The sequence below is a fragment of the Streptomyces cellostaticus genome (assembly GCF_001513965.1).
Classification (GTDB): domain Bacteria; phylum Actinomycetota; class Actinomycetes; order Streptomycetales; family Streptomycetaceae; genus Streptomyces; species Streptomyces cellostaticus.
In genome coordinates, this window is sequence record NZ_KQ948026.1 from 1 (window position 1) to 16,090 (window position 16,090).

Genomic DNA, 16,090 nt, shown 5'->3' on the forward strand with positions numbered 1-16,090 from the left:
ATCTAGTACTGGCGGAAATCGCTGAATCGCCGCGCGTCGGCGCACGTCTGGCGGAAACCGCTTCCCGTCCTGTGGAGAGGCTGTGCGACCGGGCCGGAACAATGCCTCGGTAAGTTCTTGCACATCTCGTCCGAAAGCCCTTCCCCCAGCTGAAACACGTGTGATTAGGTGAGCCGCGCCACTTAGGGGAGTGGCGGAAATTGTGCTGGGCCAGGGGTAGGGCCTTGGCGGGCCTGGGGAGGGCACCACCATGCGATCTGTTCGCATGCGCATTCTCGTGACGCTGCTCGTACTCGCCGTCGTGGGTATCGGCGGCTGGCAGTTGCTGCCGTCACAGGAGAACAAGAACAAGACCATCACGGTCGGGACGACGGACGCCGTCACGTCGCTGGACCCGGCCGGCGCCTACGACGCCGGTTCCTGGGCACTGTTCAGCAACGTCTTCCAGTCGCTGCTCACCTTCGAGCCGGACGGTGTCGAGCCGGTCCCGGACGCGGCGAAGAGCTGCGGCTTCCAGGGCAGCGGCCTCAAGACGTACCAGTGCACGCTGCGCGAGGGCATCACGTTCCCGAGCGGACGCAAGATGACCGCCGAGGACGTGAAGTACTCCTTCGACCGGGTCAAGAAGATCGACTCCGATGTCGGCCCGGCGCCCCTGTTCTCCACCCTCGGCTCGGTGACCGCCGACAACGCGACGACGGTCACCTTCCATCTGTCGTCCTCGGACGCCACCTTCCCGCTGAAGGTCGCCACCGGCGCCGGTTCGATCGTCGACAAGGACAAGTACCCGGCCGGCGCCCTGCGCAAGGACTCCGGGGTCGACGGCACCGGCCCGTACACGCTGACGTCCTACACGAAGGACAAGAAGGCCGACCTCGCGCCGTACAAGAGCTACCAGGGCTACCTGAGCGGCACCGGACGCCCCGTCGAGCTGCGGTACTACGCCGACGCGCAAAAGCTCAGCAGCGCCTGGCAGGACAAGGAGGTCGACGTCGCCACGCGGACGCTGCCGCCGAGCATGCAGGCCGAGCTGAACCCGAGCGACCCGAACCAGCGCGTCACCGAGTCCGACAGCCCCGAGACCCGCAACCTCTACCTGAACACCCGCGCGAACTCCCCGCTGCACGACGTGCGCGTGCGCCGCGCCATGGCCTGGCTGGTCAACCGCGAGGAGCTGGCCGCCACGGTGTACAAGGGCACGGTCGACCCGCTGTACTCGCTGATCCCGGCCGGCATCACCGGCCACACCACGTCCTTCTTCGACACCTACCCGACGCAGAGCGTCAAGAAGGCGCGGGAGCTGCTCACCCAGGCCGGGGTGACCCTGCCGGTGCGCTTCACCTTCGGCTACGGCAAGAAGCGCGGCTCCGGTGCGGAGGAGGCCGCGGCGCTGAAGAAGCAGCTGGAGGCGGGCGGCCTGTTCAAGGTGGACGTCCAGGGCTACGAGTGGACCGACTTCCAGAAGCGCTGGGCCGCCGGGAAGATGGACGCGTGGGCGGTCGGCTGGGTGGGCGACTACCCCGACGCGGACACCTTCGGCTCCCCGCTCGTCGGCACCGGCTCCACGTTGAGCACCGGCTACAGCAACAAGGTCGTCGACAGCCTCATCCTGGACAGCCAGCAGTACCCCGACCGCAGCCGGGCGGCCAACGACTTCCGTGACATCCAGGCGGACGTGGCGGCCGACGTGCCGCTGATCCCGCTGTGGCAGCGCAAGGAGTACGTGGTCAGCGTCGAGGACGTCGGCGGCGGCCAGTACCTCACGGACGCCACGGGTGTCTTCCGCCTGTGGCGCCTGAACTGGATCTGATCAGCCGGCCCCGTCCCGCCGCGCCTTGCTGTTCGGATCCGGCAGTGCCTTCGTCATCCCCGGCAGGAAGTCCGTGAACAGTTCATGGACTTCCAGGACCAGCGGGCGCAGCACCCGGAAGCGGGCCAGGGCGACTCCGCGGGCGGTCAGCCGTGCCCCCCGGCGCGCCAGCCGGTAGCTGCGCTCGTAGCCCTCGGTGCGGTCGAACACCCAGTACAGGACCAGACCCATCTGCGAGAGCCACATCAACTCCGGGAGGACGTCCCGCAGTTCGGCCGCCACCTTGGACTTGGAGCCGGCCAGCAGCTCGCGGTGGACGCTGATGGCCTGCTCGCGGGCGTGCTCGCTCTCCGGGGAGAAGGGGCTGAGCGGGCTGTCGGGGTCGGCGGCGTTCTTGAAGAACTGGACCGCGAACTCGTGGTACGGCCTGGCGATGTCCAGCCACGCGGTCAGTACGCCCGCGAGCCGCGCCTCCAGGTCGGTCTCCCGGTCCAGGATCTCCCGGACCGCCACCCGGTGCTCGGCGGCGATCCGGTCGTAGAACCCCTGGATCAGGTGCTCCTTGCCCTCGAAGTAGTAGTAGGCGTTCCCGACGGAGACCCCGGCCTCCTTGGCGATGGCCCGCATCGTCGTCTTGTCGTAGCCGCGCTCCTGGAACAGCCGCATCGCGGTCTCCAGGATCAGCGCGCGGGTCTGCTCGGACTTGGTCTTGGGGTCGGCCTCGGGGCCGTCGTTCTTCGCGGGCACGGGAGGAGCCTAACCAGTGGCGCAGGCACCGTCGGAGCAGGAGGGCGGGTGGTAACTCCAGCCCGTACCGGGGTGGTACGACCACCCGTCCGCACGCCGGTACGTCTGCCCGCCCCACTGTCCGCTCCGCCCCTGCACACCCCGCCACTTCGCGGCCGCCAGCACCGCGCCCCGGGCCAGCCGGGCCCCGGCCGGGGTGCTCAGCTTGTGGGCCAGCGGGCGGTGTTCGCGCAGGGCCCACAGCACGACGATCCAGGCGCGGGAGGCCTGGTAGACCTGTCCCGCGTCACCGATCACGGTGACCTCGTCCAGGGTGGTGGCGTGGTCGAGCCCCGGGAAGCGCCTGCGCGCCTGTGCCGACCCGGCCGGCACCAGCTCCAGCGGCACCAGCTGCGACTGCCGTGCGAGCCAGTCGCGCAGGTGGGTGCAGAGGGCGCACTCGGCGTCGTACAGGACGGTGAGCCCGCGGACCGGGACGCCGGCGGCGCCCCGGTCCGGTGCCGCGGTGGTCACGGCGCTCACGCCCCGACCGTCGGCGGGACCCAGCCCTGCGGCGGCACCGGCGGCTGCTGCTCGCGCTCCATGATCCCGCGCCGCCGGATCTTGTTGAGCACGTACACGTTGCCCAGGTGCATCACGCCGAGCACCAGCAGCACCACGCCCAGCTTGGTCGACAGGGCCTCGAAGATGCCGCGGGTGTCCTCGATCGTCTCGTCCCCGCTCAGGTACAAGGCCACGAACCCCAGGTTGACCAGGTAGAAGCCGACCACCAGGAGGTGGTTGACGGCGTCGGCGAGCTTCTCGTTGCCGTGCAGCACGTCGGCGAGGAAGATCCGGCCGTTGCGGCTGAGCGTGCGGGCCACCCAGATGGTCAGCCCGATGCTGACGACCAGGTAGATGACGTAGGCGATGACGGTGCGGTCCATGCCCCACCCCTTCTTGAACGCGTTCAAAACGCTGACAGGACTGACTGTAGACCTGTTTTTGAACGTGTTCAACTCAAAAGGGGGGGAGGGCCTGGGCCTCAGCCCCTGCGCCCGAGTTCCGCCCGCTTGGTGTAGTCCGTGAAGCCGAGGACGTTTCCCCAGGGGTCGGCAATCTCCACCGTCCAGCCGGTGGCGCCCTGGAACACCTCGTCCAGCGGGGCGATGCCGGCCGCGGCCAGCTTCCGCGCCGCCGCCCGCGCGTCCGGCACCTCCAGCCAGATGTGCGGAGAGGGCCAGGGCGGGGTCCGGTGCCCCAGCGTCTCCTCCAGCTGCAGGAGGATCCCGGGCATCTCGCCCCCGACCCTCAGGAGCGCGAGCCCGCCCTCGTCCCACCGGAACCCCAGGATGAACCCGGCCCGTTCGTAGAAGCCGACGGCCTCATCGAGGTCACCGACGGGCAGCAGCACGTTGTCGAACCCGAGCAGCTCGTACGACTCTTCGTCTGACATGGCGTCACATTAGGGCCGGAGGGTGCCGGAAGCCGTGAAAAACGCCCGAGGGCCCTGCTTCCGGAGGATCGGAAGCAGGGCCCTCGGGCCGGATCGGGACGATCAGTAGCGACGCGTGATCAGCGCACGCTTCACTTCCTGGATCGCCTTCGTGACCTCGATACCGCGCGGGCAGGCGTCCGTGCAGTTGAAGGTCGTGCGGCAGCGCCAGACGCCGTCACGGTCGTTGAGGATCTCCAGGCGCTGCTCGCCCGCCTCGTCACGCGAGTCGAAGATGAAGCGATGCGCGTTGACGATGGCGGCCGGGCCGAAGTACTGGCCGTCGTTCCAGAAGACCGGGCACGAGGACGTGCACGCGGCGCAGAGGATGCACTTCGTCGTGTCGTCGAAGCGCTCGCGGTCCTCGGCGGACTGCAGCCGCTCGCGCGTCGGCTCGTTCGTGTCCTTGGTGACCAGGAACGGCATGACGTCCCGGTACGCCTGGAAGAACGGCTCCATGTCCACGACCAGGTCCTTGAGGACCGTCAGGCCCTTGATGGGCTCGACCGTGATCGGCTTCTCGGGGTTGATGTCCTTGATCAGCGTCTTGCACGCCAGGCGGTTCTTGCCGTTGATCCGCATGGCGTCGGAGCCGCAGATGCCGTGCGCGCAGGAACGGCGGAAGGTGAGGGTGCCGTCGACGTCCCACTTGATCTTGTGAAGACCGTCGAGGACACGCTCCTTCGGGTCGATTTCCAGCTGGAAGTCTTCCCACGTCGCCTCGGCCGAGACCTCCGGGTTGAAGCGGCGGACCCGGAAGGTGACGGTGATGTAGGGAGAGGCCGCGGCCTCCGCCTCCACCTTGTCCAGAACAGGAGTTGCCATCAGTACTTACGCTCCATCGGCTGGTAGCGGGTCTGGACGACCGGCTTGTAGTCGAGACGGACGGTTTCCGAGCCGTCGGCGCCGACCTCGCGGTACGCCATCGTGTGGCGCATGAAGTTGACGTCGTCGCGGTTCGGGTAGTCCTCGCGGTAGTGACCGCCGCGGGACTCCTTGCGGGCCAGGGCAGACACCGCCATGACCTCGGCCAGCTCGAGCAGGTTGCCCAGCTCGATCGCCTCCAGCAGGTCCGTGTTGAACCGCTTGCCCTTGTCCTGGATCGCCACGTTCTTGTAGCGCTCGCGCAGCTCGGCGATCTTCTCGACGGCCGTCTTGATCGTCTGCTCGGTGCGGAACACCATGACGTTGGCGTCCATGGTCTCCTGCAGCTCACGGCGGATCGTGGCCACCCGCTCGTTGCCGGTGGAGTTGCGCAGCTGCTCGATCTGCTCGACGACGAGCGACTCCGGGTTCTCCGGCAGCTCGACGAAGTCGGCCTTCTGGGAGTACTCGGCGGCGGCGATGCCCGCACGGCGGCCGAACACGTTGATGTCCAGCAGCGAGTTGGTGCCCAGGCGGTTGGCGCCGTGCACCGACACACAGGCGACCTCGCCGGCCGCGTACAGACCGGGGACGACGGTGGTGTTGTCCGAGAGGACCTCACCCTCGACGTTCGTCGGGATGCCGCCCATCGCGTAGTGCGCGGTGGGCTGGATCGGGATCGGGTCCGTGTAGGGCTCGATGCCGAGGTAGGTGCGCGCGAACTCCGTGATGTCCGGGAGCTTGGCGTCCAGCTGCTCCGGCGGGAGGTGCGTCAGGTCCAGGTAGACGTGGTCGCCCTCGGGACCGCAGCCGCGGCCCTCACGGATCTCCGTGTAGATGGAGCGGGAGACGACGTCACGGGACGCGAGGTCCTTCATGACGGGCGCGTACTTCTCCATGAAGCGCTCGCCGTCCTTGTTGCGGAGGATGCCGCCCTCACCACGGGCGCCCTCCGTCAGCAGGATGCCCATGCGCCAGATGCCGGTCGGGTGGAACTGGAAGAACTCCATGTCCTCCAGCGGCAGACCCCGGCGGTAGCAGGCCGCCTGGCCGTCACCGGTGAGGGTGTGCGCGTTGGAGGTCACCTTGAAGAACTTGCCGGTGCCGCCGGAGGCGTAGATGACCGCCTTCGCCTGGAAGACGTGGATCTCGCCGGTGGCCAGCTCGTACGCCACCACACCGGAGGACTTCTTGACGCCGTCGACCTCGGTGATCAGCTGGTCCAGGACGTAGAACTCGTTGAAGAACTCCACGCCCTCCTTGACGCAGTTCTGGTACAGCGTCTGGAGGATCATGTGGCCGGTACGGTCCGCGGCGTAGCAGGACCGGCGGACGGGCGCCTCGCCGTGGTTACGGCTGTGACCGCCGAAGCGCCGCTGGTCGATCGTCCCGTCGGGCGTCCGGTTGAACGGCAGGCCCATCTTCTCCAGGTCGAGGACGGCGTCGATGGCCTCCTTCGCCAGGATCTCGGCGGCGTCCTGGTCGACCAGGTAGTCACCGCCCTTGACCGTGTCGAAGGTGTGCCACTCCCAGTTGTCCTCCTCCACGTTGGCCAGCGCGGCGGCCATGCCGCCCTGCGCGGCGCCCGTGTGGGAGCGGGTGGGGTAGAGCTTGGTGAGCACCGCGGTGCGGCTGCGCTTCGTGGACTCGATGGCCGCGCGCATGCCCGCGCCACCGGCGCCGACGATGACGGTGTCGTACTTGTGGATCTTCATGTTTCTCGCAGCCCCGTGCCTAGCGGATGTTCGGGTCGAAGGTGAAGATCACCAGCGTGCCCAGCAGGATGGTGAACACCGTGGCGGTGTAGAGCAGGCCCTTGAGCCACAGCCGGGTGTTCGCGCGCTCCGCGTAGTCATTGATGACCGTGCGCAGGCCGTTCGCGCCGTGCAGCATCGCGAGCCACAGCATCAGCAGGTCCCAGACCTGCCAGAACGGGGAGGCCCAGCGGCCGGCCACGAAGGCGAAGCCGATCTTGGAGACGCCACCGTCCAGCACCAGCTGGATCAGCAGGTGGCCGAGGACGAGGACGACCAGCACGATGCCGGACAGGCGCATGAACAGCCATGCGGCCATCTCGAAGTTGCCCCGGGTCGAGCGCGGGGTCTTCTTGGTGCGCTTGCGCGGCGCCTCGATGAGCGGGGCCGGGTTGTCGACGTCGTAGACGGGGGCGCCCTCGACGGGGCCGACGCCGGACGCGGTGGTTTCAGTCGTGACGGTGTTGTTTGACATCGTGGGCCTCAGCTCCCGAACAGAACACGAGCGGCGTGGCCGAGGACGGGGTAGAGCGCCCCGGCCATGAGGACGACCCAGACACCGACGACGGTCCAGAGCATCTGCTTCTGGTAGCGCGGGCCCTTCGACCAGAAGTCGACGGCGATGACGCGCAGACCGTTGAGCGCGTGGAAGAGGATGGCGGCGACGAGGCCGTACTCCAGCAGCGCGACGATCGGGGTCTTGTACGTGGCTACGACCTTGTCGTAGTCCGCGGGGGAGACACGCACGAGTGCGGTGTCCAGCACGTGAACGAACAGGAAGAAGAAGATGAGGACGCCGGTGACTCGATGAGCCACCCAGGACCACATTCCTTCCCGGCCGCGGTACAGCGTTCCAGCCGGCACGGAAGAACCCTCCGGGAGCGGGGCTTAGGGCCGCGCCGGCTTCACTGTCGGTCGGGCCCGGCCGGGTACGGTCCACCGGCCCTCAGCATCGTATCCATGCGGTGCGCTGCCGCTTACGGGGGGCCTGGCTGTGTGATCAAACTGGCATCGGATGGGCTATTGCCTTGCGGCTAGTGGGGTGGGGTGTCCTGTTATTTGCCGGGTGCGGGTGCGGGTGCGGGTGCGGGTGCGGGTGCGGGTGCGTTGTGGCTGGTCGCGCCCCGCGGCGGAGCCGCTGATGGACACGGCCCCGCGCCCCTTAGGTGAGTTGCCAGCCTGCCTCTTGCAAGGCGTCGGAGTTCCTCTGCCGCCACCAGCCGTTCTTCCTCCGGATCGTTTGTCAATCGTGATCGGATGCCTTCGAGGATGCGGTCCAGAGCTTCTTCGCGGGGACAATCACCCAGATAGATGACGAAAACGTGCCCGAATCGGGCCTCGTAGGCCGCGTGGGCCGCGCTCAGGGCCGTGTGGGCGACGGAGTAGGTGTCCTCCGGCAGCTCCGGGAGCGACTCGCCCGCCAAGGCCTCGGCGAGGTCCCCCGGGGACAGGTCGTACGCCGCCTCGTCCGCCGCTGCCAGGAGGGAGTCCAGGTCGGGGTAGGGGCGGTGGTCGGCCACCCGGCGGGACCAGCGCAGGCAGTGCAGGCAGTGCTGGAGCAGGGCGCGGGCCTCGTCGGCGGAGGCGGCGTTGAAGGTGTCCAGCGGCTTGGGGAGATACGGGAGACGGTGCGCAGGCAGCGTGGGTCCTCGCGTCACATGTGGTGTGGCAGCGGATGCTGTGAAAGGTGTGTCATCACGTTATCGAGAGTGGTCACTGTGTGTCCGCGTGATGCCTGAATTTCACCCGGACGGAAGAGTTTCAGAACGCCTCGGTGACGAATGGACCGGGGATCGGTCGTACGTTGAATGGGTGAGCCAGCACAAGCGTCGTGTCTCGGCGCAGCAGGTGAGGCGTAAGCGGGCGGTCGTGGCCGCCGCGTTCGTCGGGACCGTCGCGCTCGGCGTGGGTGTCGGCGTATGGGCCTCGGCGGACGGGGGCGGCGGGAAGCCGGAGGGGGGCGCGGGGCAGGCGCCGTCGGAGCGTGCGTCCGCCGCATCGTCCAGCCGCGCGGCCACGCCGAGCAGCCCCACGCCCAGCCGCTCCTATCCGCTCTCCCAGGCGCCGCGCACCATACCCGCGGTGCGCTCCCACACCCCGGCGCGCGGTCCCGGATGGCGGCCGCAGCGCGGCGAGCGGGTGGTGGTGAGCGATCCGGAGCTGGCCGACGAGGGCCGGCTGATAGCCGGTGAGCTGGGGCTGGCGTACGCGGGGGAGCAGGACGACGTACGGGCCGGGGATCTGCGGCTGACCCTGGGCAGCGGGGGCGGCAACCCGGAGTCGTACACCATGACCGTCCGCGGGGGGCGGGCCGACATCAGCGGGCCGGCCGACTCGGGGGTCTTCTACGGCACCCGCACCCTCAAGCAGGAGGTGCACGGCGGCGGTACGGCACCGGAGGGCGTCGTACGCGACGAGCCCGCCAAGCCGGTGCGCGGCTTCATGCTGGACATCGCCCGCAAGCCGTTCACCGCGTCCTGGATCGAGGACCGGATACGCGAGCTGGGGGACCTGAAGTTCAACGAGCTGGGTCTGCACTTCTCCGACGACCAGGGCTTCCGGATCGAGTCCGGCAGCCATCCCGAGATCGTCTCCCCGGACCATCTGACCAAGGCGCAGGTCAGGCAGATCGTGGATCTGGCGGCCGCCCGGCACATCACCGTGGTGCCCGAGATCGACTCGCCCGGGCATCTGGGCGCGGTCATCGCCGCCCACCCGGATCTCCAGCTGCGCAACGCGAGCGGAGTGGCGACCAAGGGTGCGGTCGACATCTCCAAGGACGCCTCCGCGAAGATCGTGGACGATCTGCTGAACGAGTACGCCGGGCTCTTCACCGGCAGCCAGTGGCACCTCGGCGGCGACGAGTACCAGGCGCTGACCGTGGCCGACCCGCAGGCCTCCTATCCGCAGCTGGCGGCCGCCGCCCGGCAGAAGTACGGCTCCGGCGGCACCGTCGCCGACCTCGCCACCGGCTGGCTGAACGACCGGGCCGGCACCGTGCGCGCCCACGACCGGACCATGCGGGCCTGGAACGACGGTTTCCTCCGCAACACCTCGGTACAGCCCGCCAAGGACCTCCAGGTCGCCTACTGGACCGGCAAGGAGATCGGCGCCCGGCAGCCGGTGGAGTACCTGAGCGCGGGCCGCAAGGTGCTCAACTACAACGACGAGTTCCTCTACTACGTCCTCGGGCAGCCGCAGACCTTCGTCTACCCGACCGGGCAGCGCATCTACGAGCAGTGGAACCCGCGGGTGCTGCGCGGGACGACCGCCGTTCCGGCGAGCTACGACGGGCAGATACCCGGCGGCTCGTTCGCGGTCTGGTGCGACCTCGCGAACTCCCAGACGCAGGACCAGGTCGCCGCCGGGATCCGGATGCCGCTGCGGGCCACCGTGCAGAAGCTGTGGGACCCGGGCACCCCGGCGCTGTCCTGGGCCGACTTCAGGAAGCTGGCGGACCGGCTGGGCTGAGGGCCGCCCCGGATTCGAGTAGACGTACGAGGGTCGCGAACCGTATGTTCCGGTGTTCGTCGCCGCGCGGACCCGGCTCGGACCGGCTCGGGGGAGCGCCGCGCGCATCCACGTCGCTTCGGGGGAACTCCTTCATGACCTGTGCCCGCTGTCAGCAGTTCGCCGCCGCTCCCGGGGGCACCCTGTGCGCCCAGTGCGCCGTGCCCGCCCCGCCGCTCGCCGCCGCGCCCGGCGCCGCCCTGCGCTCTCCGGTCGGGCTCGGCCGGGCCGCCGCCACGCTGCTCGGTCTGGTCGTCGCCGCCGACCTGTTCGCCGTCGTGGCCGACGTGCTGGAGATGAACGTCACCGGGGACATCGCCGACGGGGTCACCGGCGCCGGGGTGATCCACCGCGCCGACCGTGCCGACCTGCTCTACAACGCCTCCGGTGTCGCCCAGGCGATCGCCCTGCTGGCGACGATGGCCGTGTACCTGTGCTGGTTGTGGCGGGTGCGGGGCAACGCCGAGGTGTTCAACCCCGGCGGGCACAGCAAGGCGCGGGGCTGGACGATCGCCGGCTGGTTCGTCCCGGTCGTGAACCTGTGGTTCCCGCGCCGGGTCACCCTCGACATCTGGGACTCCAGCGCTCCCTGGGCCGAGCGCCCCAGCCATGCGCTGGTCAACTGCTGGTGGGGGGTGTGGATCGTCTCCCTGTTCGCCGACCGGGCCGCCGACACCGAGTACCGGCACGCCGACGCCGCGGCCGAACTGCACGACGCCGCCCGCCAGATGCTGTTCTCCGACGTGATCGACATCGCGGCCGCCTTGCTCGCCGTCCTGGTCGTTCTCAAGATCACCCGGATGCAGCACCAGAGGGCGCTCGCGGGCGCCGTGCCTGCCCCGGCCTTTGGCTGAAAACCCATGGCTGTGACACTCCCGCGCCGTTGCACGCAGTAAGGGGAAGTGCGGGCTCCGTAAAGGCGGCGCCCCGGCGAGGGAGGCTTTCATGAGCCTGGTGGAACTGATCGCGCAGGCCGACGAACGCGGACTGGCCGCCAGCGGGTTGGCTTGTTTGGATCGGTGCGTGCCCCTGCTGGGCGGCGACGACGAGGTGCTGCGCCCGCTGTGGGCGAGCCTCGCCGACGGCTCCGACTGGGCCGTGAGCCTGGACAAGGCGCGCGGCGCGTTCGATCCGGCGGAGCCCGGCGCGGACGAGGCCGCGCTGCTCGCCCGCCGCATGCTGGACGCGGTCCCGGCCGAGCGCACCGCCGACGCGGTACGCGCCTGGGCCGACGCCTGCTCCGTCGCCTCCCTGCGCATCCACCGGCTCCTGGATCCCGCCGTGGACGACAGCGCACCGGCCGACGGCCTTCACGCCGGGCGTACGGGCGGTACCGAGGGCGTGTCCCCGCTGGTCGCCGCCGAGCTGCGGCGCCAGGTCGTCGTCCTGGAACTCCTCGCCGAGCACGGCAAGCACGGCCTGCGCCGCGCCCTGGACGTCACGGTCGAGGGCCGCCGGGTGCTGCGTGCGGTGGTGTCCCGCCGGGCCCGTGGCCGCGGCTGACCGGAATTCAAACCACCCCTGCAGGGCGAGTTCTGTAACCGTCGTGCGGCGGCGGTGGGGCGGTCCTGCGCGGGTTGCGGAAACGGCCCGGATCCGCGTGACGGATACCCGGCCCGGCCCGCTCTTCCCTATGTGACAGCGCAGTACGTGACAGCACAGCAGGAGACCAGGCCGCACGCCGCGGCGAAACCCGTGCGGTGGGCGGCGGACGTGGTGGCGACCATGCGCGAGGGCGCGCGGGTACGGCTCGACTACTCGGCGCAGAGCCTGTGGCGGGTGGACCGCATGATCGAGGAGATACGCCGCGAGGAAGCGCCGTACGCGGCGTGCGAGAACGTGCTGCGCGGCTTCGGCGCCTACGCCGGGGAGGTCATCGTCCGCCAGAGCGGCGCCGAGTGGTGGGCGACCGGCGGCGACCACTGGATCCGCACACCCGACGGCCGGCTGTGGGACCCCATCGAAGAGGCCCGGCGGTGCTTCGGCGGCCACGGCTCACTGCGCCTGCTGTGCCGAGACGCGACAGCCACCGGCTGACCGGCCGACGGGGGACCCCTCACGCGAGCGGACCCCGGCCGACCGGAGCACGGCGCCGCTACGGGGTGAGGGCCGCGTCCGGCCTCGCGCCGGCGACAGCCGCGCTCTCCGCCGGAGGCTGAGCGGTCCGTGCGCACCGCCGTCCGCAGGATGGGCTGCGCGTAGGAGTGGGACATGACGCACAGCGGGCCCTGTGACATTTATGTGAGGCCCGACGCTGATGGCCTTGGAGGGCGTGGACACGGCCGGAGTGTGTCGCCCGGTGAGGCATCCGCCATGCGGTGGCTACGAACTCGGCACGAACGAGGACAGTCTTGGGCAAGGGAGGGGAACCCCGTCGCCTGCAGGCGCGCGACGGGGAGCTGGGCACCGCCGTCGCGCAGGCCCAGGACGGTGACGAGACGGCCTTCGCGGTCGCCTACCGGATCGTGCAGCCGGGCCTGCTCGGCTACCTGCGCGGCCTCGTCGGCGACGACGCGGAGGACGTGGCCTCCGACGCCTGGCTGGAGATAGCCCGCGACCTGGGAAGGTTCAGGGGAGACGGCGCGGGGTTCCGCGGCTGGACCGCGACCATCGCCCGGCACCGGGCCCTGGACCATCTGCGCCGCCAGCGGGTACGGCCCCGGGCGACGGCGCTCGAGCAGGACGTACTCGACCTGCCCGGACCGCACAGCACCTACGAGCAGGCGCTGGAGTCCCTCTCCACCGAGCGTGCCCTGGAACTGGTCCGTGCGCTGCCGCGCGACCAGGCCGAGGCCGTGCTGCTGCGGGTGGTCGTCGGCCTCGACGGCCCCGCCGTCGCCCGCGTCCTCGGCAAGCGCCCCGGCGCGGTCCGCACCGCCGCGTACCGCGGGCTGAAGCGACTCGCCCGCCAACTGGGCCCCCAGGACGCGGCGGACGCAGGTGTGACGGATGGCGGCTCCCGGACGCTGGGGGAGTCGGAATGAACGGCGGCCGCCACCGGCCGTATGCATACAGGAGAACCGGAGGGGCGAGGCCTCCGGCGGATCCGAGCGGCCGAGCGGGCCGGATCGAGGAACGGAACAGCCATGGGTGAACGGCACAGCGGCAACGGGCTGCCCGGCCGCAGGCACGGGCATCCGGGCGGCACCGTCCTGGGACCGGGGCCGGACGGCCAGGACGCCGGGTTCGAGGCGCGGTTCGCCGCCGCGCTGCGCCGGGACGGCATGGCGGACGGCGTCGACCCCGAGGCCGCGCAGCGCGCCGTGGCCGCGTTCCGCGTCGCGCGCGACTCCGGGGCGCACCGGGCGCGGACCCGGCGCCGGGACGACTGGCGGCCCCGAAAGCCGCGCCGCGCACGGTTCTCGGTGAAGACCACGCTCTCGGTGTTCCTCGCGAGCATCGCACTGGGCGGGGTCGCCGTCGCGGCGATCGGCTCGGCCGGACACCAGGGCGGCGGCGACGGCCGGCGGGCACAGCCTTCGGCGAGCACCCCGCAACGCTCGGCCGCCCAGCCGGGCGTCACCGCGCCCGGGGCCGCTCCCGCGGCACGCCCGGACCACCCGGCCACCGCCAAGGACACCCTGGCCCACTGCCGTGCCTACGAGCAGGTCCAGGGCCGTGGCAAGGCGCTGGACGCGACGGCCTGGCAGCGGCTCGTCACGGCCGCAGGCGGCGAGAAGAAGGTCGCGGCCTACTGCGCAGCCCAGTTGCCCCAGACGGGCGGACAAAAGACCGACAAACCCGCCAAGTCGAACAATGGCGGCAAGACCGACAAGGGTGCGAAGACCGGCAAGGGTGCTGCCCCCGACTCGCCGAAGACCGGCGGGAAGAACTGACCTCGGCCGACCGGAAGAACCGACCTCGCCCGACGGGAAGAACCGGCCTCCCGCCCGCGCCGGCGCAGTCGGGGCAACGGCCGGGGCCGCCACCCCCCACAGGAGAGGCCCCGGCCGTCGCGCGACACGGACCGCGCGGCGGCCCGTACCTTCTTCAGCGCCCTGGGTGCGTTTTCTGTCACACCCGCGCGTGTCACGAGTTAGTTGCATCTTCTACCGACCTGGACGGGGAGCGGTTTCACGCCGTAACGTGCCTTTCGCGCCGACCGAAGACAGGCGTAAAGGGAGTGCGGTGCTGGGGGACGACGCGGAGCTGACCACCGCGGTACGTGCGGCACAGAGCGGGGATGAGACCGCGTTCCGTACGGTGTACCGCGCGGTGCATCCGAGACTGCTCGGTTACGTGCGCACGCTGGTAGGTGATCCGGACGCAGAGGACGTCACGTCCGAGGCCTGGCTGCAGATCGCCCGGGACCTCGACCGGTTCAGCGGCGACGCCGACCGCTTTCGCGGCTGGGCCGCCCGGATCGCCCGCAACCGCGCCCTGGACCACATACGGATGCGCGGCCGCCGCCCCGCCGTCGGCGGCGACGAGACCGAACTGACCGGCCGGGCCGCGGAGTCCGACACGGCCGGCGAGGCCATCGAGGCACTGGCCACCAACAGCACCCTCTCGCTCATCGCGCGGCTCCCGCAGGACCAGGCCGAGGCGGTCGTCCTGCGCGTGGTGGTGGGCCTCGACGCCAAGACCGCCGCCGAGACGCTCGGCAAGCGCGCGGGCGCCGTACGCACCGCCGCACACCGCGGCCTGAAACGCCTCGCCGAGCTGCTCGGCGACGATCCGGAATCGGCGGGCGTGCTCGACGCGCTCCCGCCTCAGCGAGAACCGCGCGGTCGCGCGGTGACGTCCGCCACTGTGACGCATACGCGTACGCGGACGCAGAAGGACATGTGATGGCCGACGAGCAGTACAAGTGGCTTACCCAGGAAACGGCGGAACGTCTGCTGCGTGGTGAGTCGCTGGAAGCCGTCGACGCCTCCGGCCGTGACCAGGCGGAACAGCTCGGCAAGGCGCTGGGCGCGCTCTCCGCCGAGGCGGCCTTCGCGACCGGGGAACTCCCCGGCGAGCAGGCCGCGCTGGCCGCTTTCCGTAAGGCCCGCGAGGCGGCCGAGGCCGAGCGCAGTGCCGTCGCGCTCGGCGACGGCACCCCCGCCAGGCGCTCCGGCCGCACCGCACGCGCCTGGGACACGGGCCTGGTCCGCATCGGCGCCCCGGCCCGTACCGGAATCCGCTCCGGCCGCCCGCGCTGGGCCCGTCCGGTGCGCCTCGCGCTCGCCGCGGCGGTGGCCGCGGGCACCCTCGGCGGGGTCGCCATGGCCGCGGGCAGCGGGGTGCTGCCGATGCCGTTCCACCGCGAACCGGGGCCCGAGGCCTCCGTCTCCGCCCAGAACTCCGGCGAGCCGCTCACCTCTCCCTCCCCGCAGTCCACCCCGGGCATCGTCCCCGACCCGGGCACGCCCAGCGCCGGCACCAGCGGGTCCGCCGGCGCAGACCCCTCCCGGAGCGCCGCCGGACGGGACAAGGGCAAGGACAAGGGCGCCAAGCCCGGCTCCGGCGATCCCTCCGGGAACCCCGGCACCTGGTGGAAGGGGGCCGCCGCGGCCTGCCGCGACATCCGGGACGGCAAGGAGCTGGGCGTCGACCGCAGGCGTGTCCTGGAGGGTCTGGCGGGCGGCTCCGCCCGCGTGACCAAGTACTGCAAGTCCGTCCTGGAGACGGACCAGTCCGCCTCCGGCGGCGACGGCGAGAGCGGCGACGGCGGCAAGGACAGCGGAAGCGGCAAGGGCGACGGGAAGGACAAGGGCGACGGCAACGGCCCGGGCGGTGACGACGACGGTCACCCGGGCCGGGGCGGTGACGGCAACGGCAACGGCCACCGGGGCGGTGGCCACGGCGGCCGCCACCGGGACGCCGTCGCCACTCCCGCCCCCTCGGCCCTCGCCCCCCTGAGCCCGGCCCGGGCCACCGCCCCGGCACCCGCGCCGAGCCCGACGTACAGCGCGCTCTGAACTTCCGCATCCCAGCCCCACGCCT

At 70.9% G+C, this 16,090-nt stretch carries 18 protein-coding genes; 9 read left to right on the forward strand and 9 right to left on the reverse strand.

What is annotated here, in order from left to right:
• The first annotated feature begins 265 nt into the window (after window positions 1-265).
• The gene (locus AQI88_RS22565; protein ID WP_079057730.1) at window positions 266-1,810 is read left to right on the forward strand and encodes an ABC transporter substrate-binding protein; all 1,545 of its coding nucleotides are present in this window, start codon (window positions 266-268) and stop codon (window positions 1,808-1,810) included.
• Here AQI88_RS22565 and AQI88_RS22570 read toward each other — a convergent pair whose 3' ends face one another.
• The 9 genes from AQI88_RS22570 to AQI88_RS43380 all read right to left on the reverse strand — a co-directional run bounded on the left by AQI88_RS22570 (window position 1,811) and on the right by AQI88_RS43380 (window position 8,307).
• Window positions 1,811-2,557, reverse strand: a complete 747-nt coding sequence (locus AQI88_RS22570; protein ID WP_067002352.1) for a TetR/AcrR family transcriptional regulator — start codon at window positions 2,555-2,557, stop codon at window positions 1,811-1,813.
• Between the two features lie 9 nt (window positions 2,558-2,566).
• Window positions 2,567-3,079 carry a thiol-disulfide oxidoreductase DCC family protein gene (locus AQI88_RS22575; protein ID WP_067002355.1) on the reverse strand — a complete coding sequence of 171 codons (513 nt, stop codon included), beginning with the start codon at window positions 3,077-3,079 and terminating at the stop codon, window positions 2,567-2,569.
• A complete protein-coding gene (locus AQI88_RS22580) occupies window positions 3,076-3,483 on the reverse strand; it encodes a hypothetical protein (protein ID WP_067002713.1) in 408 nt (135 codons plus the stop codon). The genes AQI88_RS22575 and AQI88_RS22580 overlap by 4 nt, the downstream gene beginning before the upstream one ends.
• Window positions 3,484-3,581: 98 nt before the next feature.
• Window positions 3,582-3,992 (reverse strand): VOC family protein, encoded by a 411-nt coding sequence (locus tag AQI88_RS22585; RefSeq protein WP_067002356.1) that lies wholly within the window; start codon window positions 3,990-3,992, stop codon window positions 3,582-3,584.
• 102 nt (window positions 3,993-4,094) lie between these two features.
• Window positions 4,095-4,856: a succinate dehydrogenase iron-sulfur subunit gene (locus AQI88_RS22590; RefSeq protein WP_067002358.1), complete on the reverse strand. Its 762-nt coding sequence runs from the start codon at window positions 4,854-4,856 to the stop codon at window positions 4,095-4,097.
• Window positions 4,856-6,610 (reverse strand): succinate dehydrogenase flavoprotein subunit, encoded by a 1,755-nt coding sequence (sdhA, locus tag AQI88_RS22595; RefSeq protein ID WP_067002360.1) that lies wholly within the window; start codon window positions 6,608-6,610, stop codon window positions 4,856-4,858. Before sdhA ends, AQI88_RS22590 begins: the two co-directional genes overlap by 1 nt.
• A gap of 19 nt (window positions 6,611-6,629) precedes the next feature.
• Window positions 6,630-7,124, reverse strand: coding sequence for a succinate dehydrogenase hydrophobic membrane anchor subunit (locus AQI88_RS22600; protein WP_067002362.1), 495 nt, complete (start codon window positions 7,122-7,124; stop codon window positions 6,630-6,632).
• 8 nt (window positions 7,125-7,132) lie between these two features.
• Window positions 7,133-7,513 (reverse strand): succinate dehydrogenase, cytochrome b556 subunit, encoded by a 381-nt coding sequence (gene sdhC, locus AQI88_RS22605; protein ID WP_079057731.1) that lies wholly within the window; start codon window positions 7,511-7,513, stop codon window positions 7,133-7,135.
• Between the two features lie 191 nt (window positions 7,514-7,704).
• Window positions 7,705-8,307, reverse strand: coding sequence for a 2-oxo-4-hydroxy-4-carboxy-5-ureidoimidazoline decarboxylase (locus tag AQI88_RS43380; protein WP_079057732.1), 603 nt, complete (start codon window positions 8,305-8,307; stop codon window positions 7,705-7,707).
• Window positions 8,308-8,461: 154 nt separating this feature from the next.
• Between AQI88_RS43380 and AQI88_RS22610 the strand changes: the two genes are divergently transcribed.
• From AQI88_RS22610 to AQI88_RS22645, 8 genes are all read left to right on the forward strand, one after another.
• Entirely contained in the window at window positions 8,462-10,120 is a 1,659-nt protein-coding gene (locus AQI88_RS22610; RefSeq protein WP_398698007.1) for a beta-N-acetylhexosaminidase, read from the forward strand.
• Window positions 10,121-10,254: 134 nt separating this feature from the next.
• Complete coding sequence (locus tag AQI88_RS22615; RefSeq protein WP_067002366.1) at window positions 10,255-11,013, forward strand: DUF4328 domain-containing protein; 759 nt, start codon at window positions 10,255-10,257, stop codon at window positions 11,011-11,013.
• Window positions 11,014-11,104: 91 nt separating this feature from the next.
• Window positions 11,105-11,662, forward strand: coding sequence for a hypothetical protein (locus AQI88_RS22620; RefSeq protein WP_067002368.1), 558 nt, complete (start codon window positions 11,105-11,107; stop codon window positions 11,660-11,662).
• 147 nt (window positions 11,663-11,809) lie between these two features.
• Window positions 11,810-12,196: a hypothetical protein gene (locus tag AQI88_RS22625; protein WP_079057752.1), complete on the forward strand. Its 387-nt coding sequence runs from the start codon at window positions 11,810-11,812 to the stop codon at window positions 12,194-12,196.
• A 314-nt stretch (window positions 12,197-12,510) separates the two neighbouring features.
• Entirely contained in the window at window positions 12,511-13,143 is a 633-nt protein-coding gene (locus tag AQI88_RS22630) for an RNA polymerase sigma factor (protein WP_067002371.1), read from the forward strand.
• A 102-nt stretch (window positions 13,144-13,245) separates the two neighbouring features.
• On the forward strand, window positions 13,246-13,995 hold the full coding sequence (locus AQI88_RS22635) for a hypothetical protein (RefSeq protein WP_067002372.1): 750 nt from the start codon (window positions 13,246-13,248) through the stop codon (window positions 13,993-13,995).
• A gap of 292 nt (window positions 13,996-14,287) precedes the next feature.
• Window positions 14,288-14,950 (forward strand): RNA polymerase sigma factor, encoded by a 663-nt coding sequence (locus AQI88_RS22640; RefSeq protein WP_067002374.1) that lies wholly within the window; start codon window positions 14,288-14,290, stop codon window positions 14,948-14,950.
• A complete protein-coding gene (locus AQI88_RS22645; protein ID WP_067002377.1) occupies window positions 14,950-16,065 on the forward strand; it encodes a hypothetical protein in 1,116 nt (371 codons plus the stop codon). The genes AQI88_RS22640 and AQI88_RS22645 overlap by 1 nt, the downstream gene beginning before the upstream one ends.
• The last annotated feature ends 25 nt before the right edge of the window (window positions 16,066-16,090 follow it).

Bases quoted from the DNA above. Each gene is read 5' to 3' on its own strand.
- AQI88_RS22565 (WP_079057730.1), top strand. From the start codon at position 266: ATGCGCATTCTCGTGACGCTGCTCGTACTCGCCGTCGTGGGTATCGGC.
- AQI88_RS22580 (WP_067002713.1), bottom strand. From the start codon at position 3,483: ATGGACCGCACCGTCATCGCCTACGTCATCTACCTGGTCGTCAGCATC.
- AQI88_RS22585 (WP_067002356.1), bottom strand. From the start codon at position 3,992: ATGTCAGACGAAGAGTCGTACGAGCTGCTCGGGTTCGACAACGTGCTG.
- AQI88_RS22590 (WP_067002358.1), bottom strand. From the start codon at position 4,856: ATGGCAACTCCTGTTCTGGACAAGGTGGAGGCGGAGGCCGCGGCCTCT.
- sdhA (WP_067002360.1), bottom strand. From the start codon at position 6,610: ATGAAGATCCACAAGTACGACACCGTCATCGTCGGCGCCGGTGGCGCG.
- AQI88_RS22600 (WP_067002362.1), bottom strand. From the start codon at position 7,124: ATGTCAAACAACACCGTCACGACTGAAACCACCGCGTCCGGCGTCGGC.
- AQI88_RS22615 (WP_067002366.1), top strand. From the start codon at position 10,255: ATGACCTGTGCCCGCTGTCAGCAGTTCGCCGCCGCTCCCGGGGGCACC.
- AQI88_RS22620 (WP_067002368.1), top strand. From the start codon at position 11,105: ATGAGCCTGGTGGAACTGATCGCGCAGGCCGACGAACGCGGACTGGCC.
- AQI88_RS22635 (WP_067002372.1), top strand. From the start codon at position 13,246: ATGGGTGAACGGCACAGCGGCAACGGGCTGCCCGGCCGCAGGCACGGG.
- AQI88_RS22645 (WP_067002377.1), top strand. From the start codon at position 14,950: ATGGCCGACGAGCAGTACAAGTGGCTTACCCAGGAAACGGCGGAACGT.